24 protein-coding genes and 1 pseudogene are annotated in these 24243 nt (G+C 67.3%); 17 read left to right on the plus strand and 8 right to left on the minus strand.

What is annotated here, in order from left to right; genetic code table 11:
- Positions 1-180: 180 nt before the first annotated feature.
- On the plus strand, positions 181-1065 hold the full coding sequence (locus GD429_RS24795; RefSeq protein WP_152860792.1) for a lipid A biosynthesis lauroyl acyltransferase: 885 nt from the start codon (positions 181-183) through the stop codon (positions 1063-1065).
- Positions 1066-1101: 36 nt separating this feature from the next.
- Here GD429_RS24795 and GD429_RS24800 read toward each other — a convergent pair whose 3' ends face one another.
- Together GD429_RS24800 and GD429_RS24805 are read right to left on the minus strand one after the other, a co-directional pair.
- Entirely contained in the window at positions 1102-1404 is a 303-nt protein-coding gene (locus GD429_RS24800) for a HigA family addiction module antitoxin (RefSeq protein WP_152860794.1), read from the minus strand.
- A 13-nt stretch (positions 1405-1417) separates the two neighbouring features.
- Positions 1418-1695 (minus strand): annotated as a pseudogene (locus tag GD429_RS24805) (type II toxin-antitoxin system RelE/ParE family toxin).
- A gap of 416 nt (positions 1696-2111) precedes the next feature.
- On the opposite strand from GD429_RS24805, the gene dapF reads away from it, so the two are divergent.
- From dapF to hslU, 8 genes are all read left to right on the plus strand, one after another.
- Positions 2112-2996, plus strand: coding sequence for a diaminopimelate epimerase (gene dapF / locus GD429_RS24815; RefSeq protein ID WP_321574850.1), 885 nt, complete (start codon positions 2112-2114; stop codon positions 2994-2996).
- A 37-nt stretch (positions 2997-3033) separates the two neighbouring features.
- Positions 3034-3768, plus strand: a complete 735-nt coding sequence (locus GD429_RS24820) for a DUF484 family protein (RefSeq protein WP_152860798.1) — start codon at positions 3034-3036, stop codon at positions 3766-3768.
- A gap of 11 nt (positions 3769-3779) precedes the next feature.
- A complete protein-coding gene (xerC, locus tag GD429_RS24825) occupies positions 3780-4700 on the plus strand; it encodes a tyrosine recombinase XerC (protein WP_193727186.1) in 921 nt (306 codons plus the stop codon).
- A 76-nt stretch (positions 4701-4776) separates the two neighbouring features.
- A complete protein-coding gene (locus tag GD429_RS24830; RefSeq protein WP_152860802.1) occupies positions 4777-5991 on the plus strand; it encodes a class I SAM-dependent rRNA methyltransferase in 1215 nt (404 codons plus the stop codon).
- A gap of 97 nt (positions 5992-6088) precedes the next feature.
- Positions 6089-7261: a CobW family GTP-binding protein gene (locus tag GD429_RS24835; protein ID WP_152860804.1), complete on the plus strand. Its 1173-nt coding sequence runs from the start codon at positions 6089-6091 to the stop codon at positions 7259-7261.
- A 507-nt stretch (positions 7262-7768) separates the two neighbouring features.
- The gene (gene dksA, locus GD429_RS24845; protein ID WP_006477498.1) at positions 7769-8185 is read left to right on the plus strand and encodes an RNA polymerase-binding protein DksA; all 417 of its coding nucleotides are present in this window, start codon (positions 7769-7771) and stop codon (positions 8183-8185) included.
- A 245-nt stretch (positions 8186-8430) separates the two neighbouring features.
- On the plus strand, positions 8431-8967 hold the full coding sequence (gene hslV / locus GD429_RS24855) for an ATP-dependent protease subunit HslV (RefSeq protein ID WP_006755256.1): 537 nt from the start codon (positions 8431-8433) through the stop codon (positions 8965-8967).
- 10 nt (positions 8968-8977) lie between these two features.
- Entirely contained in the window at positions 8978-10321 is a 1344-nt protein-coding gene (hslU, locus tag GD429_RS24860; RefSeq protein ID WP_152860806.1) for an ATP-dependent protease ATPase subunit HslU, read from the plus strand.
- Between the two features lie 168 nt (positions 10322-10489).
- Here hslU and GD429_RS24865 read toward each other — a convergent pair whose 3' ends face one another.
- From GD429_RS24865 to GD429_RS24875, 3 genes are all read right to left on the minus strand, one after another.
- Positions 10490-11032: a response regulator transcription factor gene (locus GD429_RS24865; RefSeq protein WP_011546464.1), complete on the minus strand. Its 543-nt coding sequence runs from the start codon at positions 11030-11032 to the stop codon at positions 10490-10492.
- Between the two features lie 13 nt (positions 11033-11045).
- Complete coding sequence (locus GD429_RS24870; RefSeq protein ID WP_152860808.1) at positions 11046-12461, minus strand: ATP-binding protein; 1416 nt, start codon at positions 12459-12461, stop codon at positions 11046-11048.
- Between the two features lie 91 nt (positions 12462-12552).
- Positions 12553-12777: a cysteine-rich CWC family protein gene (locus tag GD429_RS24875; protein WP_152860810.1), complete on the minus strand. Its 225-nt coding sequence runs from the start codon at positions 12775-12777 to the stop codon at positions 12553-12555.
- 294 nt (positions 12778-13071) lie between these two features.
- Here GD429_RS24875 and argB point away from each other — a divergent pair, with 294 nt between their 5' ends.
- The 7 genes from argB (at position 13072) to GD429_RS24920 (ending at position 20085) form a co-directional block, all read left to right on the plus strand.
- Positions 13072-13971, plus strand: coding sequence for an acetylglutamate kinase (gene argB, locus GD429_RS24885; RefSeq protein ID WP_006754950.1), 900 nt, complete (start codon positions 13072-13074; stop codon positions 13969-13971).
- On the plus strand, positions 13968-14759 hold the full coding sequence (locus GD429_RS24890; RefSeq protein ID WP_152860812.1) for a pyrimidine 5'-nucleotidase: 792 nt from the start codon (positions 13968-13970) through the stop codon (positions 14757-14759). The genes argB and GD429_RS24890 overlap by 4 nt, the downstream gene beginning before the upstream one ends.
- Positions 14726-15394 (plus strand): nucleoid occlusion factor SlmA, encoded by a 669-nt coding sequence (gene slmA, locus GD429_RS24895; protein WP_152860814.1) that lies wholly within the window; start codon positions 14726-14728, stop codon positions 15392-15394. Before GD429_RS24890 ends, slmA begins: the two co-directional genes overlap by 34 nt.
- A 381-nt stretch (positions 15395-15775) precedes the next feature.
- Positions 15776-16921 (plus strand): homoserine O-succinyltransferase MetX, encoded by a 1146-nt coding sequence (gene metX, locus GD429_RS24905; RefSeq protein WP_152860816.1) that lies wholly within the window; start codon positions 15776-15778, stop codon positions 16919-16921.
- Positions 16918-17526, plus strand: coding sequence for a methionine biosynthesis protein MetW (gene metW / locus GD429_RS24910; RefSeq protein WP_152860818.1), 609 nt, complete (start codon positions 16918-16920; stop codon positions 17524-17526). Before metX ends, metW begins: the two co-directional genes overlap by 4 nt.
- Positions 17527-17621: 95 nt before the next feature.
- Complete coding sequence (locus tag GD429_RS24915; protein WP_152860820.1) at positions 17622-19043, plus strand: AmpG family muropeptide MFS transporter; 1422 nt, start codon at positions 17622-17624, stop codon at positions 19041-19043.
- Entirely contained in the window at positions 19033-20085 is a 1053-nt protein-coding gene (locus tag GD429_RS24920) for a M48 family metallopeptidase (protein ID WP_321574854.1), read from the plus strand. Before GD429_RS24915 ends, GD429_RS24920 begins: the two co-directional genes overlap by 11 nt.
- A gap of 22 nt (positions 20086-20107) precedes the next feature.
- Here the strand turns inward: GD429_RS24920 and GD429_RS24925 are convergent, their stop codons facing one another.
- Positions 20108-21076, minus strand: coding sequence for an AraC family transcriptional regulator (locus GD429_RS24925; RefSeq protein ID WP_152860822.1), 969 nt, complete (start codon positions 21074-21076; stop codon positions 20108-20110).
- A 229-nt stretch (positions 21077-21305) separates the two neighbouring features.
- Here GD429_RS24925 and GD429_RS24930 point away from each other — a divergent pair, with 229 nt between their 5' ends.
- On the plus strand, positions 21306-22358 hold the full coding sequence (locus tag GD429_RS24930; RefSeq protein WP_152860824.1) for an NAD(P)-dependent alcohol dehydrogenase: 1053 nt from the start codon (positions 21306-21308) through the stop codon (positions 22356-22358).
- Between the two features lie 132 nt (positions 22359-22490).
- On the opposite strand, the gene GD429_RS24935 is transcribed toward GD429_RS24930, so the two are convergent.
- A complete protein-coding gene (locus tag GD429_RS24935) occupies positions 22491-23264 on the minus strand; it encodes an exodeoxyribonuclease III (RefSeq protein WP_152860826.1) in 774 nt (257 codons plus the stop codon).
- A gap of 40 nt (positions 23265-23304) precedes the next feature.
- The gene (locus tag GD429_RS24940; protein WP_152860828.1) at positions 23305-24144 is read right to left on the minus strand and encodes a polyphosphate kinase 2 family protein; all 840 of its coding nucleotides are present in this window, start codon (positions 24142-24144) and stop codon (positions 23305-23307) included.
- Between the last annotated feature and the right edge of the window lie 99 nt (positions 24145-24243).

Here is a 24243-nt window from a genome sequence, read left to right on the forward strand (position 1 = left end):
GGACCGGGCAGCGCGCTTCGCGCCAGCCGGCTTCGCCCCGCAAGTTGTCAGTTAACTCGGCGAAGCCCGTATTATAGCGGCTTTCCTGAATTGTCACAGAGCGCCGCCCGTGCTGTTTCTTCCGCTGCCTTACCACCCTGTTCGCAACGCGCCGGCCAGCCGGTCCCACGGAGGTTCCGCATGCTAGGCCGCCTCGGCACGCATCTCGCCATCGGCTTCCTGAAGCTGCTCGCCCTGTTGCCGTACGGCCTGACCGCGCGGCTCGGCGACGGTCTCGGCTGGCTGCTGTACCAGATCCCCAGCGGGCGAAAGCGCATCGTACATACCAATCTGAAACTCTGCTTCCCGGACTGGAGCGACGAGCGGCGCGAGGAAGTGGCCGGCCTGCATTTCCGCCACGCGATCCGCAGTTACGTCGAACGCAGCTACCAGTGGTTCGCGTCGGAACAGGCCTACCGCAAGCTGTTTACGGTCGAGAGCGAGGTCGACCTCAGCGATCCGGATATGCCGCCGACGCTCTTGCTCGGTTTCCATTTCGTCGGCATCGAGGCCGGCTCGATGGCGATCAATCTCGCACTTGGCCGCACGTGCGGCTCGCTCTACACGCCGATGAAGAACCCGGAAATCGAAGCCGCGGCCAAAGCCGGCCGCAGCCGCTTCGGTGCGGAGCTGGCGAGCCGGGCAGACAGTGCGCGTACCGTGCTGCGCTGGCTGCGCGACCGCAAACCGGTCATGCTGGGCGCCGACATGGACTACGGGCTGCGCAACTCGACGTTCGTGCCCTTCTTCGGCGTACCCGCCTGCACGCTGACCGCTGTCGGCCGGTTCGCCAAGACCGGCCACGCGCAGGTTCTGCCCTTTATCGGCGAGGTGCTGCCGAACTACAAGGGCTACCGGCTGAAGGTCTTCAAGCCGTGGGCCAACTACCCGACCGGCGACGACGATCTCGACGCGCGGCGGATGAACGAATTCCTCGAGGAACAGATCCCGCTGATGCCCGAGCAGTACTACTGGGTCCACAAGCGCTTCAAGACGCGCCCGCCCGGCGAACCGAGCCTGTACTGACCTGACCCTGCCGGGGCGAAAGCCGCGGGCGCGCCGTCATGCGCGCGCCTGCGCTCTCGCCACCTTCGGCACGCCTTTCGCGCGCGCCCGCCACAGATCGAACGCAACCTGCTGCGCGAGCCATAGCTCGGCACGCCCGCCATTGTCCTCGCCCAGCCACGCTTCGAGACGCAGCGCCATTTCCGGCGAGATGCCGGCATGCCCGTGCAGAATTCGCGACAGTGCCGCGCGCGTCACCCCGAGCTGTGCGGCGGCCTCGGTGACGGTCAGGCCGAGCGCCGGCAGCACGTCGTCGCGCAGCGTTTCGCCCGGATGAGGCGGATTGAAGATGCGTGTCATGGCTTGAATCATCTCAGTGATAGTCCTGGTAATTGACCAGGATGACATCGGGGCCATCGAACCTGAACGCACGCGCCAGTTGCTGCTCACGCTCACCGAGTAGTAACCGTCCAGCCCGCCGGCAAGGCCGTGAAATCGCCAGCCGGGAACGTTCATGTCGAGCGGCCGGCTCGCCACGTCGAGACGGGCAAGCTGGCGCCGCAGTCTTGGAGCATGGTCCGGCCGGATGCCCGCCTTGCTCCCGTTCACGAAAAACGCTTCCAGCCCCTTGTGCTGCCATGACTTGATCATGGACCTCCCGCGCTCGAGTCGCGATGTCGACAGCATGGCCTGCATGCGTATAGCCACACTATACGAATCGCTCGATTACCTTGTCAATTTGACCCGTACGAAAACGCGCGTCCGGGTCGTTCCGTGCTTTCGCCGCGCGTCGGGCACGCATCGCCGGCCTCGCCTCTGCCGCGACAACACTCGCCACACCGCGTCAATTTGTCCCCTCACCAATGACCCGACCAGTCGACCGATCGACAGATGCCGCCCATTCCGTCTCCGCCGGCAACGCGAAACGCCCGCCCGCGCAGGACGCCCCTGTCGGCTGCATGTATCATTTGCGGTTGAGATCGGCACGACGAACGAGGCCGCCCGGTGTGGCGGCGCGCCGTTCGCGTCGTGCCGACCGCCTTGTTCGCCATGGAATCCCGGACCCAGTGAAACTCTCGTTCACCAAGATGCACGGCGCGGGCAACGACTTCGTCGTGCTCGACGGCTATTCGCGCGCGTTGCCGCCGCTCACCGAAGCGCAGGTGCGCGCGCTCGCCAACCGGCACTTCGGCATCGGCGCCGACCAGTTGCTGCTCGTCGAAAAGCCGACCGTCGAAGGCGCGGATTTCAAGTACCGGATCTTCAATTGCGACGGCGGCGAGGTCGAGCACTGCGGCAACGGCGCGCGCTGCTTCGTGAAATTCGTCAGCGACCGCGGCCTGACCGACCAGCGCAGCGTGCGCGTGCAGGTCATGAAGGGCCTGATCACACTGACGTTGCAGGACAACGGCGAAGTCGTCGTCGACATGGGTGCGCCCGTGTTCGCGCCGGCGCAGGTGCCGTTCGATACGGCCGGTCCAGGCGCATCGGGCCTCGAGGGCCGCACCGAAGGCCGCGACACGCTGTGGCCGCTCGACGTCGGCGGCGCGACACGCTGGATCTCGACCGTGTCGATGGGCAATCCACATGCGGTGCAGATCGTCGACGATACCGAAGCGTATCCCGTGCTGGAAGAAGGCCCGCTGATCGAGCACCACGCGCGCTTTCCGCAGCGCGTGAACGCGGGCTTCATGCAGATCGTGTCGCGCAATGAGGTGAAGCTGCGCGTGTACGAGCGCGGCGCGGGCGAGACGCTCGCGTGCGGTACGGGTGCGTGCGCGGCGGTCGCGGCCGGCATCCGGCGCGGCCTGCTCGATTCGCCGGTGACCGTGCACACGCACGGCGGCACGCTGACGATCGGCTGGGACGGCGCGCGCGACGAAACCGCCGCGCTGATGATGGCCGGGCCCGCCACGACCGTGTTCGAAGGCGAGATCGACCTGAACGCCTGACCCTGCAACGCCCTTGATAACTGAACGCTCCAGCCACATGAACGATCGCGAAGTCGCCGACTACCTGCTCGCCAATCCCGAATTCTTCGCGCAGCACGCCGAACTGCTCGCGACGATCCGCCTCGCGAACCCGCACGGCAAGGCCGCGATCTCGCTGCAGGAGCGGCAGATGGAGATGCTGCGCGACAAGAACAAGCATCTCGAGCGCCGCCTCGCCGAACTCGTGCGCTATGGCCACGAGAACGACAGCCTGTCCGCGAAGTTCAGCCGCTGGACCGCGCGCGTGATCGCGGAACGCGATCCGTACGCGCTGCCGCGCACGATCTCCGACGGCATCGCCGACGTGTTCGACGTGCCGCAAACCGCGCTGCGTGTGTGGGACGTCGCCGACACCTACGCGCAGGCCGACTTCGCGCGCCAGGTCGGCGAGGAGGTACGCCTGTTCACGAACGGCCTGTCGACGCCGTACTGCGGCGCGAACACGGGCTTCGAGGCCGCGCAGTGGCTCGCGCCCGCGGTAGCCGCCTCGGCCGCCTCGGCCGCGAATGCGGCGGAAGGCGCTGAAGCCGCGCCGGCCGGCGACGGCTCGGCCACATCGGTCGCACTTCTCGCGCTGCGCGCGCCGCTCGCCGGCACCGACGCGCCCGCGTTCGGCCTGCTGGTGCTCGGCTCGCCCGACCCGCGCCGCTTCCACGACGGGATGGCCACCGACTTCCTCGCGCAGATCGCGACGCTCGCGAGCGCGGCGCTCACACGCCTGCTGCCGCACTGACCGCACACGCGATGACAGACGATCCGGTCGCCGCCTACCTGTCGAACCTGAAACACGTCAGGCAGCTGTCGGAACATACGCTGCGCGCGTATACGCACGAACTCGACGAACTGAAGAAGCTCGCGGCCGGCCGGCCGCTCGAAGCGCTGACGGCCGCCGACATGCGCGGCGCGGTCGCGCGCGCGCATGCGGGCGGGCTGTCCGCGCGCTCGATCTCGCACCGCCTTTCGGCATGGCGCGCGTTCTACCGCTGGCTCGCGCAGCGCATCGAGATGCCCGCGAACCCGGTTGCCGCGGTGCGCGCGCCGAAGCGGCCGAAAACGCTGCCGAAGGCGCTGTCGGTCGACGACGCGTCGGCGTTGATGGACGCGCCGCTCGCCGGCACGACCGAGAGCATCCGCGATCACGCGATCCTCGAGCTGTTCTATTCGTCCGGGCTGCGCCTGGCCGAGCTGATCGGGCTCGACGTCAGGTACACGCAGGCCGACGGCTACCGCTCGGCGGGCTGGCTCGATCTTGCCGAAGCCGAAGTCACCGTGCGCGGCAAGGGCAACAAGGAGCGCAAGGTGCCGGTCGGCCGCAAGGCGATCGACGCGCTGAATGCGTGGCTCGCAGTGCGCGGCGAGTTCGTGAAGCACGACCCGCATCCGCTGTTCGTGTCCGTGCGCGGCAACCGGATGTCGCCCGGCGTCGTGCGCGAGCGCGTGAAGCGCGCGGCGCTCGCCGCCGGCATTCCCGCCAACGTCCACCCGCACGTGCTGCGCCACTCGTTCGCGACGCACGTGCTGCAGTCGAGCGGCGACCTGCGCGCGGTGCAGGAACTGCTCGGCCACGCGAGCGTCTCCGCGACGCAGGTCTATACGTCGCTCGACTTCCAGCATCTCGCGAAGATTTACGACAGCGCGCATCCGCGCGCGAAGAAGCGCGACTGACGCGCGTCCCGTGTTACCCGCCGCGCGCGGCGACCGGCAACGGTCGGCGACGGGCGCGGCCCATTTCGATCCCATCATGCAAACCGTCACACTCAAGCCGTCCAAGGAAAAATCGCTGCTGCGTCGCCATCCCTGGATCTACGCCAATGCGATCGACCGCGTCGACGGCAAGCCCGCGCCCGGCGCAACCGTGATCGTGCGCTCGCACGACGGCCGCTTCCTCGCGCGCGGCGCGTACAGCCCGCAGTCGCAGATCCGCGTGCGCGTATGGAGCTTCGACGAGAACGAGCCGATCGACCACGCGTTCTTCAAGCGCCGCGTGCAGCGCGCGGTCGCGCACCGCACGACGATGGTGTCGGGCACCGGCGCGGTGCGGCTCGTGTTCGGCGAGGCCGACGGGCTGCCGGGGCTGATCGTCGACTACTACATCGCGGACACCGCGGAAGCCGGCGCGGCGCCGCGCGGCCAGCTCGTCTGCCAGTTCATGGCCGCGGGCGTCGAAGCGTGGAAGGACGCGATCGTCGCGGCGCTCACCGGCGCGACGGGCTGCCCGAACGTGTACGAGCGCTCGGACGTATCGATCCGCGACAAGGAAGGACTCGAACAGACGACCGGCGTGCTGGCAGGAGACGCGCCGCCCGCGACGCTGATCGCGAACGAAAACGGCGTGCGCTATCACGTCGACGTGCCGAACGGCCACAAGACCGGCTTCTACGTCGACCAGCGCGACAACCGCGCGCTCGTCGCGCAGTACGCGGCCGGCCGCGACGTGCTGAACTGCTTCTGCTACACGGGCGGCTTCTCGCTCGCGGCGCTCAAGGGCGGCGCGAAACGCGTGGTGTCGATCGACTCGTCGGGCGATGCGCTCGCGCTCGCGCAGCAGAACGTCGTCGCCAACGGCTTCGACGCCGAACGCGCGACCTGGCTCGACGCCGACGCATTCAAGACGCTGCGCCGCCTCGTCGACGAAGGCGAGCGTTTCGACCTGATCGTGCTCGATCCGCCGAAGTTCGCGCCGACCCGCGACAGCGTCGATCGCGCGGCGCGCGCATACAAGGACATCAACCTGAGCGGCTTCAAGCTGCTGCGTCCGGGCGGCCTGCTGTTCACGTACTCGTGCTCGGGCGCGATCGACATGGACCTGTTCCAGAAGATCGTCGCGGGCGCGGCCGCCGACGCGAAGGTCGACGCGCGCATCCTGAAGCGGCTCGGCGCGGGCGTCGATCACCCGCTGCTCGCCGCGTTCCCGGAAGGCGAATATCTGAAGGGCCTGCTGTTGCAAATCGTCTGATCGCCCCGATCTTGGCGGACACCCTCGCCCGCCGGCCCCGCCTGGCGGGCCAGCGCTTTCGCCTGTCGTCCGGACGACGGGCGAGGGCTTGACAGGTATGTTTCAATGGATGGTTGTGCGCCCCGGCTCGCAGCGCGAGGGCGCGACGCACATCCTGGTTTTGACCCCGATTCACGAACCACAGGCGACCGACATGGCCACTCCCGTCACCATCCTTACCGGCTTTCTCGGCAGCGGCAAGACGACGCTGCTCAAGCGCATCCTGAACGAACAGCACGGCATGAAGATCGCCGTGATCGAGAACGAGTTCGGCGAAGAGAACATCGACAACGAAATCCTCGTGCAGGATTCGAACGAGCAGATCATCCAGATGAGCAACGGCTGCATCTGCTGCACGATCCGCGGCGACCTCGCACGCGCGCTCGGCGATCTGGCCGCGAAGAAGCGCGAAGGCAAGCTCGACTTCGACCGCATCGTGATCGAGACGACCGGCCTCGCGAACCCGGGCCCCGTCGCGCAAACCTTCTTCATCGACAGCGAAATCGCCGACGACTTCCTGCTCGACGCGGTCATCACGCTCGTCGACGCAAAGCATGCGGACGCGCAGCTCGACGAACACGAAGTCGTGCAGCGCCAGGTCGGTTTCGCCGACCGCCTGTTCATCACGAAGTCGGACCTCGTCGACGACCAGACCGTCGCCGATCTCAAGCACCGCCTGATGCACATGAACCCGAGGGCCGCGATCAAGGTCGTGAATTTCGGCGAAGCCGACATCAAGGAAATCTTCGACCTGCGCGGCTTCAACCTGAACGCGAAGCTCGAGATCGACCCCGACTTCCTCGCCGAGGACGATCACGCGCACCATCACCACGGTCACGACCATGATCACGATCACGCCGATTGCGACCACGATCACGGCCAATGCGCGCACGATCACGACCACGGCCACCATCACCACCACGCGCACCACGACGACAAGATCAAGTCGTTCGTGTACCGCAACGATCGCCCGTTCGACCCGAACAAGCTGGAAGACTTCCTCGGCGGCATCCTGCAGATCTACGGCGAGCGGATGCTGCGCTACAAGGGCGTGCTGTTCATGAAGGGCGTCGACCGCAAGGTCGTGTTCCAGGGCGTGCACCAGATGATGGGCAGCGACCTCGCCGCCAAATGGCTGCCGGCCGAGAAGAAGACCAACAAGATGGTCTTCATCGGCGTCGACCTGCCGCAGGACCTGATCACCGACGGCCTCGACGCCTGCCTCGCCTGACGCGCGCGGGCGCCGCGTTTGCGGCCCTTTTTGCCCCTTTGCGCCCCGCCCGCGCCGCCGCTTTCGCGGCGGCCCCGGCGGCGGCGTGCGGGCAGGGTTTCGCCGTCATCGCTTTTTCGCGATTTGCGCGTTATATTTTCTAGATATTGGCGCAGCCGACGGGGATCGACCCGATACGGCGCCCGCTTGCGATTCAGTTACAATACGTGCCCGCTGGAGTACGGCAACAAACAGGCCCGGTTCTTGCTGAACCAGTTTTCCGGGCATCGCAACCGCGCCGGATCGCCAATCCGCCACCCGGCCGCGGCCGATGCGATCTGCCGCGCAGCACACCGGTTCGCCGCGCGCGCAAATCCGCGCCAGGCCTATCCTGGTATTTGAGAACCGGTTTTCCAGAGGCTTTCGGCCCCGCGGCGGCAAATCGCAAATGAATGCAAACGCGGTTGCGGGTAATCCCAAAGTGCAGGCAATATCTCTTGATTTGCCGCACATTGAAGAAGCAAGCAGATGACGAAGAAACTCTTGACCGAAGCCGAAATCCTGAAGATGAGCGACAAGGATTACATGAATGAGGATCAGCTCGCCTTCTTCAAAAATCGGCTCGAACAGTTGCAGGCGGACATCCTCAAGAATGCAGGCCAGACGACCGAGAACCTGCGCGAGACGGTGATCGTGCCCGATCCCGCCGATCGCGCGACGATCGAGGAAGAGCACGCGCTCGAGCTGCGCACGCGCGATCGCGAACGCAAGCTCCTCAAGAAGGTTCAGCAGTCGCTCGCCCGCATCGATTCCGGCGATTACGGCTGGTGCGAGGAAACCGGCGAGCCGATCGGCATTCCGCGCCTGCTCGCGCGTCCGACGGCCACGCTGTCGCTCGAGGCGCAAGAGCGCCGCGAGCTGCGCCAGAAGCTGTTCGGCGACTGATCGAGCGGCGTTCCGCTCCGACACGCTGCTTCCCGAAAGCGCGCGGCCTGCCGCGCGCTTTTTGTTTTTCCGGCACCGGTCCAGAGCCGGTTCCCGGCCGGCCGATTTGCCTCCCGCCTCTTGATATCCCCGCGCCCGCCCTAAAATGAAACGGACGCGCGCCGGGCCGCTCCCCGGCGCACTGCGATTCACGCGGCGGCGCCTCGCGCCGCCCGACTCTTCCCCGTTTTTCTCAAGGAACGCAGATGGAGCAATTTCACGGCACGACCATCGTTTCGGTCCGGCGCGGCGACAAGGTCGCGCTCGGCGGCGACGGCCAGGTAACCCTCGGCAACATCGTCATGAAGGGTGGCGCGCGGAAAGTGCGGCGGATCTACAACAACCAGGTTCTGGTCGGATTCGCGGGCGGCACCGCCGATGCGTTCTCGCTGCTCGACCGCTTCGAGGCGAAGCTCGAGAAGCACCAGGGCAACCTGACCCGTGCGGCCGTCGAGCTCGCGAAGGACTGGCGCACCGACCGGATGCTGCGCCGCCTCGAGGCGATGCTGATCACGGCCGACGCAACCACCACGCTCGTGATCACCGGCAACGGCGACGTGCTCGACCCCGAAGGCGGCATCTGCGCGATCGGCTCGGGCGGCGCGTACGCGCAGGCCGCGGCCCGCGCGCTCGCCGAGAACACCGAGCTGTCGCCGCGCGAGATCGTCGAGAAGTCGCTCGGGATCGCCGGCGACATGTGCATCTACACGAACCACAACCGCATCATCGAAACGATCGAGTAAGGACCGCCCCATGAGCACCATGACCCCTGCCGAGATCGTCTCGGAACTCGACAAGCACATCATCGGCCAGAACAAGGCGAAGAAGGCCGTCGCGGTCGCGCTGCGCAACCGCTGGCGCCGCCAGCAGGTCGCCGATCCGCTGCGCACGGAAATCACGCCGAAGAACATCCTGATGATCGGGCCGACGGGCGTCGGCAAGACCGAAATCGCGCGCCGCCTCGCGAAGCTCGCCGATGCGCCGTTCATCAAGATCGAGGCGACCAAGTTCACCGAAGTCGGCTACGTCGGCCGCGACGTCGACAGCATCGTGCGCGACCTGATCGAGATCTCGGTCAAGCAGACGCGCGAATCCGAGATGCGCAAGGTGCGCAGCAAGGCGACCGACCAGGCGGAAGACCGCATCCTCGACATCCTGCTGCCGCAACCGCGCGCGGTGGGCTTCGGCGGCAATGCCGAGCACGCGAACGACGACAACAACGCGACGCGCCAGACGTTCCGCAAGCGCCTGCGCGAAGGCCAGCTCGACGACAAGGAAGTCGAGCTCGACCTCGAGCAGCCGTCGGTCGGCATGGACATCATGGCGCCGCCCGGGATGGAAGAGATGACCGAGCAGATCCGCTCGATGTTCTCGAACCTCGGCAGCGGCAAGAAACAGCGCCGCAAGGTGAAGATCAAGGAAGCGCTGAAGCTGCTGACCGACGAGGAAGCGGCGAAGATGCTCAACGACGAGGAAGTGAAGACGAAGGCCGTGCAGAACGTCGAGCAGAACGGCATCGTGTTCCTCGACGAGATCGACAAGATCACGTCGCGCAACAACGAAGGCAGCGGCGGCGAAGTGTCGCGCCAGGGCGTGCAGCGCGACCTGCTGCCGCTCGTCGAAGGCACGACGATCAACACGAAGTACGGGATGGTGAAGACCGATCACATCCTGTTCATCGCGAGCGGCGCGTTCCACCTCGCGAAGCCGAGCGACCTGATTCCGGAACTGCAGGGCCGCTTCCCGATCCGTGTCGAGCTCGACTCGCTGTCGGTGGAAGACTTCGAGGCGATCCTCGATGCGACCGACGCGAGCCTCGTCAAGCAGTACCAGGCGCTGCTCGCGACCGAGGACGTGCAGCTCGAATTCGCCCGGGACGGTATCCGCCGCCTCGCGGAAATCGCGTATTCGGTCAACGAGAAGACCGAGAACATCGGTGCGCGCCGGCTGTACACGGTGATCGAGAAACTGCTCGAGGAAGTGTCGTTCTCGGCCGGCAATCACGCCGGCGAGTGCGTGACGATCGACGCGACGTATGTCGACCGCGCGCTCGGCGAAGTGGCGCAGGACGAGGATCTGTCGCGCTACGTGCTGTAACGCGCGCAGCGGCGAATGCGAAACGGGCGACCCGACGGGTCGCCCGTTTTCGTTGGTGCGTCCGGCAGACAGCCAAGCACGGCCTGCCCGCATGCGCGATCGCCCATCGCAACCCGCAACGCCCGTCGTGCGGCATCGACACCCGCCGCGACGACCGCGTCGCGCCGCTTACTGCCGCACCGGCTTCTTCGCGAGCTTGCGCTGCAGCGTGCGGCGGTGCATGTTCAGCGCGCGCGCGGTCGCCGAGATGTTGTTGTTGTTCTCCGCGAGCACGCGCTGGATGTGCTCCCATTCGAGCCGGTCGACCGACAGCACGACCGGATTCTCGAGCGCCTCGTCGGCCTGCACCTCGGTCGCGTTGGTCTGCAGCGCGGCCAGGATCGACTCGACGTTCGCGGGCTTCGCGAGATAGTTGTCGGCGCCTTCCTTCACGGCCTGCACGGCAGTCGCGATGCTCGCGTAGCCGGTCAGCACCAGAATCCGCGCATCGGGCTGCAGGTCGCACAGCGGCGCGATCAGGCTCAGGCCCGAATCCTCGCCGAGATGCAGGTCGACGGTGATGAACTGGAACTTGCCGCCCGCGGCGAGCCTGAGCGCCGTCTCCTTGTCGTGCGCCTGCTGGACCGCGTAACCGCGGCGCTCGAGGCCGCGCGCGAGCGTGCCCGCGAACACCTCGTTGTCGTCGATCACCAGGAAATTGTTCTCGCTCATGTGGTTTCTCCGTCTACGTGTTGGTTGAGGCGGCCGGCGCCGCGACGCGCACGACCGGCAGGCGCAGCACGGCCCGCGTGCCGCGCCCGGCGGTTGCGCCGGCCGCGCGGCTGTCCGGCGTGCCGGCCGTTCGTTCGGCCACGCGTTCGCCCGCGCGTTGGCCCGAGGCAGCGGCGTGGCCGTTCGCCGCACCGCCGGAGCGTCCGTTGCCGCCTGCCGCGCGCGGCGTGACATCGGACAGCTCGATCTCGCCGCCGAGCCGCGCGGCCGCACTGAACGCGAGATACAGGCCGACCCCGTGCCCGCCCTGCGTGCTGTCGACCGGCATCGCGCCGAGCGATTCGCGCAGCGCGGCCGGAATGCCGGGCCCGTCGTCGCATACCTCGAATTCGATCGCATCGGCCGCGCGATCGTGCGCGACCTTCGCGGCCAGCGTCACGCGCTGCGGGCTCGCGCGCGCGGCGTTGTCGAGCAGGATCGTCAGGATCTGGCCGGCCGCGACCGTGTCGTCGAGCGCGACGCCCGCCGGACGCGCGCCGAGCAGATCGAACTGCACGTGCGGATGCCGCAGGCGCCAGTGCTCGACGAACGTGTCGAGCCAGTCGTCCACCGGCTGGCGGCTCGCCGGCGCACTCGCGCGGCTGCGCAGGCGCGCGAGCGCCGACGTGCAGAGCGTCATCTGTTCCTCGAGCACCTTCAGGTCGGCCTCGTAGCGGGCCAGCCCCGGATCGGCGCGCGCCGCGTCGCGCAGTTCCTCGGCGAGCATCGCGATCGTCGACAGCGGCGTGCCCATCTCGTGCGCGACGGTGGCGGCCTGCACGCCGAGCGCGACCGCCCGCTCGTCGCGCAGCAGGTGCTGCTGCGCTTCGCCGAGCGCCGCATCGCGCTGGCGCAGCGCATTCGACATGCGCGCGACGAACCACGCGATCAACCCGACGCTGACCATGAAGTTCGCCCACATCCCGGTGCGGTAGTAGTCGAACAGGTTCGCGGGATTGTCCATGTTGAGCGGCACCGAATCGAAGCCGAGCGCCGCATAGCACGCGACCGCGAACGCCGCGAGCCAGATCATCAGGTGCCACGGCAGCACGGCGGCCGCGATCGCAAGCGACGGCAGGTACAGCGACACGAACGGGTTGGTCGTGCCGCCCGACAGGAACAGCAGCGCCGACAGCGCACCGAGGTCGACCCACAACTGGCCGAGCAGCTCGAAATTGGTCTCGGGCCGCGCGCGCAGCACGCGCACCCAGGTCAGCGCGTTGAAAACGATTTCGAGCGCGATGACCATCAGCATCGCCGGCAACGGCAGATGCACGCCGAAATAGGTCTGCACGACGCCGATCGTCACGAGCTGGCCAATGATCGCAAGATTGCGAAGCCAGAACAGGTGACTGAGGTTGACGCGCCCGGTGGTGGTGATTCGTTGCATCCGGGCAGTTTACCCGTTTAGCGGGCGGCGCCTCCAGCGGGGCCGGATCGGAGCGGGCGAACGGGGCGCACCGCGTGCCCGGCCGGTGCCGTCAGCCGGCCGGGCCGGCCATGCGCCGCGCGATCTCGTCGGCCAGGCACTCGGGGCACCGGCAGCGCGTGCCGGCCGCGGGCTGCGTGCCGCCGGGCAGCGCCGGCATCGACGCACACCAGCATTCGAACGGCTGCGTGCGCGCGCCGCAGTCGAAGCCGCGCCCGCAGTGCGGGCAGCGCGCGCGGCGCGGGGCGGAACGGGCGTCGGCGGCGGAATCGGTCATGGTGCAATCGCGAAAGCGGGCGTGAAGTCACCCCACGCGACAAGCATAGCGCGGCGCACGGATCTTGCACGCCGGTCTGCCGGCCGTCGTTCGTCGCGAACGCACGCGAACGAACCCGCCGCCGCTGCCCGCGCGCCGCCGCCCGCATCGCGCAGCGCCATAGCCGGCGGGCCGCCGCGTATGGTGTCCGAGCCGCGCCGATCACCTTCCGGCCAGCCCAAAAACCCGATGCTGCGCTGCGCCACTCCTGTACAATTCGCCGTGTTTCAACCGTTCCCAGCCTGAGCCGCCGCCATGTCCGAGCCAATCGACCTCTCGCAGATCGCCCCGACGCTGAAAGCAGAAATCCTTGCCGAGGCGCTGCCGTACATCCGCCGCTACCACGGCAAGACCGTGGTCATCAAATACGGCGGCAACGCGATGACGGAAGAGCGGCTCAAGCAAGGCTTCGCGCGCGACGTGATCCTGCTGAAACTGGTCGGCATCAACCCGGTGATCGTCCACGGCGGCGGTCCGCAGATCGACCAGGCGCTGAAGAAGATCGGCAAGGCCGGCACCTTCATCCAGGGCATGCGCGTCACCGACGAAGAGACGATGGAAGTCGTCGAATGGGTGCTGGGCGGCGAAGTGCAGCAGGACATCGTGACGCTGATCAACCACTTCGGCGGCCACGCGGTGGGCCTGACGGGCAAGGACGGCGGCCTGATCCACGCGCGCAAGCTGCTGATGCCGGACCGCGACAACCCGGGCCAGTACATCGACATCGGCCAGGTCGGCGAAGTCGAGGCGATCAACCCGGCAGTCGTGAAGGCGCTGCAGGACGACGCGTTCATCCCGGTGATCTCGCCGATCGGTTTCGGTGAGGATGGTCTTTCGTACAACATCAATGCAGACCTCGTCGCGGGCAAGCTCGCCACGGTGCTGAACGCCGAGAAACTGCTGATGATGACCAACATCCCGGGCGTGATGGACAAGGACGGCAACCTGCTGACCGATTTGTCCGCGCGCGAGATCGACGCGCTGTTCGAGGACGGCACGATCTCCGGCGGCATGCTGCCGAAGATCTCGTCGGCGCTCGACGCGGCGAAGAGCGGCGTGAAGTCGGTGCACATCGTCGACGGCCGGATCGAGCACTCGGTGCTGCTGGAAATCCTGACCGAGCAGCCGTTCGGCACGATGATCCGCTCGCATTGAGCGCGCGCCGCAAGACCACCAGCCCCGACCTGCCGGCCCCGCTGCGGCGCCGGCGCATCTCGCGCAGCCGGCCGCGTGCCGGCGCGCCCGTCTGGCTGTTCGATCTCGACAACACGCTGCACCACGCATCGCACGCGATCTTTCCCGAGATCAACCGTGCGATGACGCAATACATCATCGACGCGCTCAAGGTCGAGCGCGCCGAAGCCGACCGCTTGCGCACCGGCTACACGCAGCGCTACGGCGCCGCGCTCCTCGGCCTCACGCGCCACCATCCGATCGATCCGAACCACTTCCTGCGCGCGGTCCACACGTTCGCCGATCTTCCCGCCATGGTGCGCGCCGAGCGCGGCCTCGCACACATCATCGCCGAGCTGCCGGGCCGCAAGTTCGTGCTGACCAATGCGCCCGAGAACTATGCGCGCGCGGTACTGCGCGAGCTGCGCATCGAGCGGCTGTTCGAGCGCGTGATCGCGATCGAGCACATGCGCGACCGCCGCACGTGGCGCGCGAAGCCCGATCACACGATGCTGCGCAGGACGTTGCGCGCCGTGCATGCGCGCGCGTCCGACGCGATCCTCGTCGAGGATACGCTCGGCCACCTGAAGCGCTACAAGCGCCTCGGCATCGGCACGGTCTGGATTACCGGCCATCTTCCCGGCCACCTGCCGGGTACCGGCCGCCCGCATTATGTCGACCAGCGGATTCGTTCGTTAAAATCGCTTCGACTGGGCACTCGATCGGGGCGAAAGAAATGCAGCCGACTCACCCGCAGGACCAAGCCGTAACGGACGATCAGGCATCACCTACCCGCACCCGTACGCGTCCGAAGCCGGGCGAGCGCCGCGTGCACATCCTGCAGACGCTCGCGACGATGCTCGAGGCGCCGAAGCGCGAGAAGATCACGACGGCCGCGCTCGCGGCCCGGCTCGACGTGTCGGAAGCGGCGCTGTACCGCCATTTCCCGAGCAAGGCGAAGATGTACGAAGGGCTGATCGAGTTCATCGAGCAGTCGCTGTTCGGCCTCGTCAACCAGATCGTCGCGAAGGAGCCGAACGGCGTGCTGCAGGCCCGCACGATCGCGCTGACGATGCTCAATTTCGCTGCGAAGAACCCCGGGATGACGCGCGTGCTGACCGGCGAAGCGCTGGTCGGCGAGGACGAACGGCTCACCGAACGCGTGAACCAGTTGCTCGATCGCATCGAGGCGACGGTCAAGCAGTGCCTGCGGGTCGCGCACACGGAGGCAAATGCACCCGACGGCGCGGCGCCGTTCGCACTGCCGGCCGACTATGATCCGGCCGCACGCGCGAGCCTGCTCGTCAGCTACGTGATCGGCAGGTGGCATCGCTTCGCGAAGGGCGGGTTCCAGAAGCCGCCCGGCGAGCAGGCCGATGTGCATTTGCGGCTGATTCTGCAGTAAGCGAAGCGTTGCCGACCGCGAAACCCCGCTCGCCGCTCCGGCACGAGCGGCGGCTGCGCGTCGCCTCTGTTCATGCCGGGCGCCTCGCCCTCGACACGCGACACTCCACGATTCGCGCCTGCAAACCGACGGCTGCGCCATGAAATCCGTGCCCTGCGGAATTCCGCTATACTCTTCCGACCTGCCGCCCCTTGGCGGCAGGTCGGAAGCGCGCCGATTTGCTGACTCGATTGCGGGCGCGCGAACCGGCCGGGCCTTGATTCGTCTTGCCCCGGCGGTTCACTACAAATGCGGCTAAAGAGGTCGTCAGCCGCGCATCTCCGACTCCGCGCCTCGCCGACACCATTTAGCCGCCCAGTCACAAGGCATAAGGCGGAACGAATGGAATCGATCGGCATCGTCGCTCCACAGACCATGCACTTCGCCGAACCGCTGCGCTTGCAAAGCGGCAGCGCGCTCGGCAACTATCAGCTCGTCGTCGAGACGTACGGCGAACTCAACGCCGCGCGCTCGAACGCGGTGCTCGTCTGCCACGCGCTCAACGCGTCGCATCACGTCGCCGGCGTCTACGCGGACGATCCGCGCAGCACCGGCTGGTGGGACAACATGGTCGGGCCCGGCAAGCCGCTCGACACCAACCGCTTCTTCGTGATCGGCGTGAACAACCTCGGCTCGTGCTTCGGCTCGACCGGCCCGATGAGCATCGATCCGTCGTCCGGCAAGCCGTACGGCGCGCGCTTCCCCGTCGTCACCGTCGAGGACTGGGTGCACGCGCAGGCGCGCGTCGCCGACGCGTTCGGCATCGAGCGCTTCGCCGCGGTGATGGGCGGCAGCCTCGGCGGCATGCAGGCGCTCGCGTGGAGCCTGATGTATCCGGAGCGCGTCGCGCACTGCATCGACATCGCGTCGACGCCGAAGCTGTCCGCGCAGAACATCGCGTTCAACGAGGTCGCGCGCTCGGCGATCCTGTCCGACCCCGACTTCCACGGCGGCGACTACTACGCGCACGGCGTGAAGCCGAAGCGCGGCCTGCGCGTCGCGCGGATGATCGGCCACATCACGTACCTGTCCGACGACGACATGGCCGAGAAATTCGGCCGCGCGCTGCGCCGTGCCGACGGCGCGCTCGACGCGTACAACTTCAGCTTCGACGTCGAGTTCGAGGTCGAGTCTTACCTGCGCTACCAGGGCGACAAGTTCGCCGACTACTTCGACGCGAACACGTACCTGCTGATCACGCGCGCGCTCGACTATTTCGATCCGGCGAAGGCGTTCGACGGCAACCTGACGGCCGCGCTCGCGCGCACGCAGGCGAAATACCTGATCGCGAGCTTCTCGACCGACTGGCGTTTCGCGCCCGCGCGTTCGCGCGAGATCGTGAAGGCGCTGCTCGACAACAAGCGCACGGTCAGCTATGCGGAAATCGATGCGCCGCACGGCCACGACGCATTCCTGCTCGACGACGCGCGCTATCACAACCTGATTCGCGCGTATTACGAACGAATCGCCAACGAGGTGGGCGCATGAACCAGCAAGCGCTGAATTCCCTGTCCGCGCGCGCGGACTTCCGCACGATCGCACGCTGGGTCGAGCCGCGCTCGACCGTGCTCGACCTCGGCTGCGGCGACGGCTCGCTGCTCGCGCTGCTGATGGAGGAGCTGGACGTCACCGGCTACGGCATCGAGCTGAACGACGCGGGCGTGCTCGCGAGCGCGAAGAACGGCATCAACGTGATCCAGCAGAACCTCGAGGACGGCCTGCGCCTGTTCGAGGATCATAGCTTCGACATCGCGATCCTGTCGCAAACCTTGCAGACGATCCACCAGACGGCCGCGATCCTGCGCGAAACGGCGCGCGTCGGCCGCGAATGCATCGTGTCGTTCCCGAACTTCGGCTACTGGCCGCACCGGCTGTCGGTGCTGCACGGCCGGATGCCCGTGTCGAAATCGCTGCCGTACCAGTGGCACAACACGCCGAACGTGCGCGTGCTGACCATCGAGGATTTCGAGGCGCTCGCGCCCGAAGTCGGCGTCACGATCCTCGACCGCGTCGTGCTGCACGAAGGCCAGCCGATTCGATGGGGAGCGAACTGGCGTGGTAGTCTTGCTGTCTACCGCGTCAAGCGCAGCTGAGCCGGGGGGCCGTTGACGGACGCCGGGCCCGGCCCGCGCTGCTCCCCCGCCGCGCGCTGCCGCCGCAATCAGTCAACGCTACCCAGTTCCAGTCCATGTCGAAAACGCCACACGAGGCGCCCGCACTCACCGCTCACGAGGATCACCCCGGCTGGCGAGCCTATCTGAACACGCACATGCTGATCTGCGTGTTCCTGGGCTTCACGTCGGGCCTGCCCCTGTTCACGCTCGTCTACCTCGTGCAGGCATGGCTGCGCTCCGAGGGCGTGAACCTGAAGGAAATCGGCCTGTTCGCGCTGATCCAGTTCCCGTATACGTGGAAGTTCCTGTGGGCGCCGCTGATGGACCGCTATCTCCCGCGCCTGCCCGGCTGGCGGCCGGGCCGCCGGCGCGGCTGGATGCTGCTCACGCAGGTGCTGGTCGCGGGCGCGATCGCCGCGCTCGGCTTCGTATCGCCGCGCGACTCGATCTGGACGGTTGCCGCGCTCACGACGCTCGTCGCGTTCTTCGGCGCGAGCTCCGACATCGTGATCGACGCGTACCGCCGCGAGCTGCTGCGCGACACCGAGCAGGGCCTCGGCAACGCGGTGCACGTGAACGCGTACAAGCTCGCCGCGCTGATCCCCGGCTCGCTGGCGCTGATCCTGTCCGACCACATGCCGTGGGACGTCGTGTTCGCGATCACTGGCGCGTTCATGCTGCCGGGCATCCTGATGACGCTCGTCGTGCGCGAGCCCGAAGTGGTCGGCGCACCGCCGCGCAACCTGCGCGACGCGATCGTGCTGCCGTTCCGCGAATTCATCCAGCGCGACGGCTGGACCGGCGCGCTGCTCGTCATCGCGTTCATCTTCCTGTTCAAGATCGGCGACACGATGGCCACCACGCTGTCGACGTCGTTCTTCCTCGACATCGGCTTCACGCGCACCGAGATCGGCATCGTCGCGAAAACCACCGCGCTCGTCGCGAGCGTCGCCGGCGGCATCATCGGCGGCGTCTGGCTCGTGAAGATCGGCATCGGCCGCGGGCTGTGGATCTTCGGCGCGCTGCAGATGGTGTCGACGCTCGGCTTCGCGTGGCTCGCGCAGCTCGGCCCCGGTTCGCCCGTGCTCGCGATGCTCTACGACTTCACCGTTGCGACGAGCCACGCCATCGCATCGGGGCTGTCGATCTTCGGCATTGCCGTCGCGCCGCAATTCAGCCCGATGACGGTCGCGCTCGCGCTCGTCTACGGCGTCGAAACCTTCACGACCGGCCTGACGATGGCCGCATTCGTCGCGTATATCGCCAGCACGACCGACCCGCGCTACACGGCCACGCAGTTCGCGCTGTTCACGAGCCTCGCATCGGTGCCGCGCACGCTCGCATCGGCCGCGAGCGGCTTCATCGTCGCGAAGATCGGCTGGTTCGACTATTTCATCGTGTGCACGGCACTCGCGATTCCCGGCATGCTGCTGCTGTTCAGGATCGCGCCGTGGAACGGCGCCGCCCGCAACGGCGAGGCCAGCCGTGCGCAGTGACCGACTGCCTCGCCTCGCGCGCGTTGCGGCTTCGTTGAGCGTCGGTGCCGCGGCACTCGCCGCGGGGTTCGCGCACGCGGCCGACACCGGCGCGGCCGCGGCAGGCTCCGCGCCGGCCGCCGCGCAGGCAACGCCATCCACGCCGGCAACTTCCGCCGCGCCCGTCCCGCCGTCTGCCGCCGAAGCCGCGCAGCCGACCGGCGGCGCCGCGTCGGCGAAGGCTTATACGCCGACGCCGCAGCAGGTCCGCTACGGCAACGAGATCGCGTTTCGCACGCTGCTTCCGTCGCCGCTGCTCGAGCAGCTCACCGGGAACGAATACGCGCAGATCGTGCAGGCGGCCGCCGACAGCAACCGCCTGATCCCCGCGAACCAGCCGCGCGTGAAGCGCCTGCGCGCGATCGTCGCGAAGCTCGCGCCGTATTCGGTGAAGTGGAACGATCGCGTGAAGAACTGGACGTGGGACGTCAACGCGATCCGCTCGCGCGACATCCGCCTGACCTGCCTGCCGGGCGGCAAGGTGCTCGTGTACGGCGGCCTGTTCGACCGCATCCGCCTGAACGACGACGAGTTCGGCGTGCTGCTCGCGCACGGCATCGCGCACGCGCTGCGCGAACACGCGCGCAGCAACTTCAGCGCGACCTCGCAGACGTCGCTGCGCGCGGCCACGCTGCCGCCGCTGTTCGGCGTCGGCGATCCGCTGCCGCAGGCACTGAACCTCGGCGAGCGCCTGCAGGCGCTCCATTACGACCCGACCGACGAGACCGAAGCCGACGTGATCGGCGGCGACATCGCCGCACGCGCGGGCTTCGATCCGCGCGCGGCGATCACGCTGTGGGACAAGCTCGCGGTCGCGACGCGCGCGAACAAGGCGACGGGCTACATCTACACGCACCCGTACAGCACCGCCCGGCGCCAGGATCTGCTGAACCGCCTGCCGGACCTGATGCCGCTGTACGCGAAGGCTACGGGCAAGCGCGTCGAAACGCTGCCCGACTACGCGGGCATCAGCGCTCAGCGGCGCAAGGCCGCGCGGCGCTGAGCGGTGCGCGAAGCCGATCGTTTCATGCGCCGACGTCGGCCGCGGCCGGCTTGGCCGACGCCGCGCCCGCCGGACGGCTGCCGCTCTCGCGCATCCAGCGCACCTCGTCACCCGGGCTGCGGCCGAACAGCCGCTTGAACTCGCGGCTGAACTGCGACGCGCTCGCATAACCGACGCGCGCGGCGGCCGTGCCGGCGCCGACCCCGTCCTGCACCATCATCAGCCGCGCCTGATGCAGCCGCGCGGCCTTCACGTACTGCATCGGCGACGTCGCCGTCACGTGCTTGAACTGCGCGTGGAACACCGCCAGGCTCATCCCGGCCTCGCGTGCGAGCGTCTCGACGTCGAGGTCGGCCTTCAGGTCGACGTGAATGCGCCGCAGCGCCTTCGCAATGCGGCCGAAATGATGCTGCTGCACGAGCGCCGCGCGGATCGCGTCGCCCTGCGCGCCCGTCAGCACGCGATACGCGATCTCGCGCATGATCGCCGGCCCCAGCACGCGCGTGTCGTGCGGCGACGCGAGCGCTTCGAGCAGCCGCACCACCGCGTCGGCCAGCGGCGCGTCGAGCGGCGTCGAATAGACGCCGAGCGGCTCGCTGGCGGCCGCGCCGAGCGTCTCGTCGAGCAGGATCGCGAGCTCGGCGATCACCGAGAGATCGACGCGGATCGAGATCGCGAGAAACGGCTCGTCCATGCTCGCGAAGGTCTCGCATTCGAACGGCAGCGGCACCGACAGCACGAGATACTGCTGCGCGTCGTAGACGAACGAGCGGTCGCCGAGATAACCCAGCTTGCGCCCCTGACATACGACGATGATGCTCGGTTCGTACAGCACGGGCATGCGCGGCACGGGGCGGCTCACGCGAAAGAAGCGCACGCCGTCGAGCGCCGCGAGCGTGTCGCCCTCGTTCGGTGCGAGGCGCGTGTGCAGCTCGATCATGCGGCGCTGCACTCGGTCGCCCGCATCGGCAAAAAGGGGCTGGAAGCTCATCGGCGTGGTCCTGTCCGGCAAGAGAATCTGGCTTGCAATGTAGCACCTTGAATGCGTTTTGACGGGCGTTTGCATGCAATTCGAGAGGAATAGGCAAATCTTCGAGACCTTCGTGTATTTCGCCGCGGCGCCGCGCTCCTTACGATGGCGTCCTGCCTCGCCGCATCGCCACATGGTGCGACGGCAGTCTGTTTCGCCGGATGTTTTTCCCGGACAAGGAGCCCCCTGCATGAGCACCACCTACGCTTACGCGGCGACCGATTCGCAGTCGCCGCTCACCCCGTTCGAATTCCAGCGTCGCGCGCTGCGCGATCTCGACGTCCAGATCGACGTCCTCTACTGCGGCGTCTGCCACTCGGACCTGCATCAGGCCCGCAACGAATGGCGCAACACGATCTATCCGGTCGTGCCGGGCCATGAAATCGTCGGCCGCGTGACTGCGACCGGCTCGCAGGTATCGCGCTTCAAGGTCGGCGAGCTGGTCGGCGTCGGCTGCCTCGTCGATTCGTGCCGCACCTGCCCGAGCTGCGCCGACGGCCTCGAGCAGTATTGCGAGAACGGCTTCGTCGGCACCTACAACGGCCAGGATCGCGTGACGGGCGACGTCACGTACGGCGGCTATTCGACGCAGCTCGTCGTCGACGAGGCGTTCGTGCTGCGCGTGCCGGAGACGCTCGACCCGGCCGGCGCCGCGCCGCTGCTGTGCGCGGGAATCACGACCTACTCGCCGCTGCGGCAGTGGAACGTCGGCCCCGGCAAGAAGGTCGGCATCGTCGGCCTCGGCGGGCTCGGCCACATGGGCGTGAAGCTGGCGCGTGCGATGGGTGCGCACGTCGTGCTGTTCACGACGTCGCCGTCGAAGATCGACGACGGCAAGCGCGTCGGCGCGCACGAAGTCGTGATCTCGAAGGACGAAGCGCAGATGAACGCGCACCTGAACAGCTTCGACTTCATCCTGAACACGGTCGCCGCGCAGCACGACCTGAACCCGTTCCTGAACCTGCTGAAGCGCGACGGCACGATGACGCTCGTCGGCGCGCCGGAACACGATCATCCGTCGCCGCAGGTGTTCAACCTGATCTTCAAGCGCCGCCGCCTTGCGGGCTCGCTGATCGGCGGGATCGCGGAAACGCAGGAAATGCTCGACTTCTGCGCGCAGCACGGGATCACGTCGGACATCGAAACGATTCCGATGCAGCAGATCAACACGGCCTACGAGCGGATGCTGAAGAGCGACGTGAAGTATCGGTTCGTGATCGACATGGCGTCGATCAAGCACTGAGCGCCGCCGGGCGGCATGCACGATCGCCGCGCCGAAGCAAAAACGAAACGGGCCGCATGTTCGACATGCGGCCCGTTTCGCATCCGGCGACCGGAGGGTTCGACCGCTACGCGCGCTGCGTAGCGCCGGCGCTCACTTCTTGTAGTCGTAGTCGATCGTCAGCGGCGCATGATCGCTGAACTTGATGTCCTTGAAGATCGACGTGCTCTTCGCGGTGCCGGCCACGCCCGGCGTCGCGATCTGGTAGTCGATCCGCCACCCGACGTTCTTCGCATACGCCTGGCCGCGGTTGCTCCACCACGTGTACTGCTCGGCGCGCTGGTCGAGCGTGCGGAACACGTCGACATAACCGACATCGTCGAACAGCTTCGTGAGCCACTCGCGTTCTTCCGGCAGGCAGCCCGAGTTCTTCTGGTTGCTCTTCCAGTTCTTGATGTCGATTTCCTTGTGGACGATGTTCACGTCGCCGCACAGGATCACTTCGCGCTTCTTCTTGAGCTGGGCGAGGTGCGGCATGAATTCGTCCATGAAGCGGTACTTCGCCTGCTGGCGCTCTTCGCCGCTCGAGCCGGACGGCACGTACACCGACACGACCGACAGCTTGCCGTAGCGCGCCTCGACGTAGCGCCCCTCGGAGTCGAATTCGCTGCTGCCGAAGCCGATGATCACGTCATCGGGCTCGTGGCGGCTGTACACGCCCGCGCCGCTGTAGCCCTTCTTCTCGGCGTGGTGGAAATAGCTCCTGAAGCCGTGCGGCTCGACGAATTCGGCCGGCAGGTCGTCGGCCGATACCTTGATTTCCTGCACGCACACGCAATCGGCATTCTGCTCGCCGAGCCAGTCGAAGAAGCCCTTCTTCGCGGCGGAGCGGATGCCGTTCAGGTTGGCGGTAATCACTCGCATCATGTCGGGTTCCGTTCAGTTCGATGTTTTACAGGGTGGCAGCTTAACGGATCTTCACGCCTTCGAGCTCGGGCTTCGGCGGCGGGAATTCCAGCTTCATGTCGGTCATCGTGCGCAGCAGCAGTTCGGCGATCATCACGTTGCGGTGCGTCTTCGAATCCGCCGGGATCACGTACCACGGCGCATGCTCGGCCGACGTCGCGGCGAGCGCGTCGCGGTACGCGGACTGGTACGCGTCCCAGTGCTTGCGCGCGTCGAGATCGGAGATGTCGAACTTCCAGTGCTTGGTCGGATCGTCGATGCGCGCCTGCAGCCGCGCGCGCTGCTCGTCCTTCGAGATGTGCAGGAAGCACTTGACGATCGTCGTGCCGTTCTCGACCAGCATCGTCTCGAAATCGCGGATCTGCCGGTAGCGGCGCTCGCATTCCTTGCTGTCGATCGTATCGAGCACGCGCGGCACCAGCACGTCTTCATAGTGGCTGCGATTGAAGATCGCGAGCTCGCCCGCGGCCGGCACCTGCGCGTGTACGCGCCACAGGAAATCGTGCACGGCCTCGATCGGCGTCGGCGCCTTGAACGACACGACGCGCAGGCCGAGCGGATCGACCTCGCGGAACACCGCGCGCACGGTGCCGTCCTTGCCGCTGGTATCCATGCCCTGCAGCACGAGCAGCACGCGCTTCTGCTGCTGCGTGTGCAGGCGCTCCTGCTGCACGTCGAGCTCGGTCGACACGGCCGACAGCCGTTCTCGATCGGCATCCTTCGAACCGGACGAGAACGGCTTCGCGGCCGGGTCGAACGCATCGAGCTTGAATGCGGCGGCTTCCTTCTCGCGCGTGCTGTACGGCACGCGGAAATCGTCGAGCGACGGTTGTTTCGCCATGCGTTCCTCCGTTGGACGGTGTGGTGCATACGATAACGCACCCACCAAACGCGACGGGCCGCCCGGAACAAGTTCGGGGCGGCCCGTCGTCAAGCGCGG

The organism is Burkholderia sp. BE17 (genome assembly GCF_009362305.1).
In the GTDB taxonomy this organism is placed as follows: domain Bacteria; phylum Pseudomonadota; class Gammaproteobacteria; order Burkholderiales; family Burkholderiaceae; genus Burkholderia; species Burkholderia pyrrocinia_C.

Excerpts from the sequence above, each read along its gene's own strand:
- GD429_RS24795 (WP_152860792.1), top strand. The coding sequence starts at position 181 with ATGCTAGGCCGCCTCGGCACGCATCTCGCCATCGGCTTCCTGAAGCTG.
- GD429_RS24800 (WP_152860794.1), bottom strand. The coding sequence starts at position 1,404 with ATGACACGCATCTTCAATCCGCCTCATCCGGGCGAAACGCTGCGCGAC.
- GD429_RS24820 (WP_152860798.1), top strand. The coding sequence starts at position 3,034 with ATGAACGATCGCGAAGTCGCCGACTACCTGCTCGCCAATCCCGAATTC.
- xerC (WP_193727186.1), top strand. The coding sequence starts at position 3,780 with ATGACAGACGATCCGGTCGCCGCCTACCTGTCGAACCTGAAACACGTC.
- GD429_RS24830 (WP_152860802.1), top strand. The coding sequence starts at position 4,777 with ATGCAAACCGTCACACTCAAGCCGTCCAAGGAAAAATCGCTGCTGCGT.
- GD429_RS24835 (WP_152860804.1), top strand. The coding sequence starts at position 6,089 with ATGTTTCAATGGATGGTTGTGCGCCCCGGCTCGCAGCGCGAGGGCGCG.
- dksA (WP_006477498.1), top strand. The coding sequence starts at position 7,769 with ATGACGAAGAAACTCTTGACCGAAGCCGAAATCCTGAAGATGAGCGAC.
- hslV (WP_006755256.1), top strand. The coding sequence starts at position 8,431 with ATGGAGCAATTTCACGGCACGACCATCGTTTCGGTCCGGCGCGGCGAC.
- hslU (WP_152860806.1), top strand. The coding sequence starts at position 8,978 with ATGAGCACCATGACCCCTGCCGAGATCGTCTCGGAACTCGACAAGCAC.
- GD429_RS24865 (WP_011546464.1), bottom strand. The coding sequence starts at position 11,032 with ATGAGCGAGAACAATTTCCTGGTGATCGACGACAACGAGGTGTTCGCG.
- GD429_RS24870 (WP_152860808.1), bottom strand. The coding sequence starts at position 12,461 with ATGCAACGAATCACCACCACCGGGCGCGTCAACCTCAGTCACCTGTTC.
- GD429_RS24875 (WP_152860810.1), bottom strand. The coding sequence starts at position 12,777 with ATGACCGATTCCGCCGCCGACGCCCGTTCCGCCCCGCGCCGCGCGCGC.
- argB (WP_006754950.1), top strand. The coding sequence starts at position 13,072 with ATGTCCGAGCCAATCGACCTCTCGCAGATCGCCCCGACGCTGAAAGCA.
- slmA (WP_152860814.1), top strand. The coding sequence starts at position 14,726 with ATGCAGCCGACTCACCCGCAGGACCAAGCCGTAACGGACGATCAGGCA.
- metX (WP_152860816.1), top strand. The coding sequence starts at position 15,776 with ATGGAATCGATCGGCATCGTCGCTCCACAGACCATGCACTTCGCCGAA.
- metW (WP_152860818.1), top strand. The coding sequence starts at position 16,918 with ATGAACCAGCAAGCGCTGAATTCCCTGTCCGCGCGCGCGGACTTCCGC.
- GD429_RS24915 (WP_152860820.1), top strand. The coding sequence starts at position 17,622 with ATGTCGAAAACGCCACACGAGGCGCCCGCACTCACCGCTCACGAGGAT.
- GD429_RS24925 (WP_152860822.1), bottom strand. The coding sequence starts at position 21,076 with ATGAGCTTCCAGCCCCTTTTTGCCGATGCGGGCGACCGAGTGCAGCGC.
- GD429_RS24930 (WP_152860824.1), top strand. The coding sequence starts at position 21,306 with ATGAGCACCACCTACGCTTACGCGGCGACCGATTCGCAGTCGCCGCTC.
- GD429_RS24935 (WP_152860826.1), bottom strand. The coding sequence starts at position 23,264 with ATGATGCGAGTGATTACCGCCAACCTGAACGGCATCCGCTCCGCCGCG.
- GD429_RS24940 (WP_152860828.1), bottom strand. The coding sequence starts at position 24,144 with ATGGCGAAACAACCGTCGCTCGACGATTTCCGCGTGCCGTACAGCACG.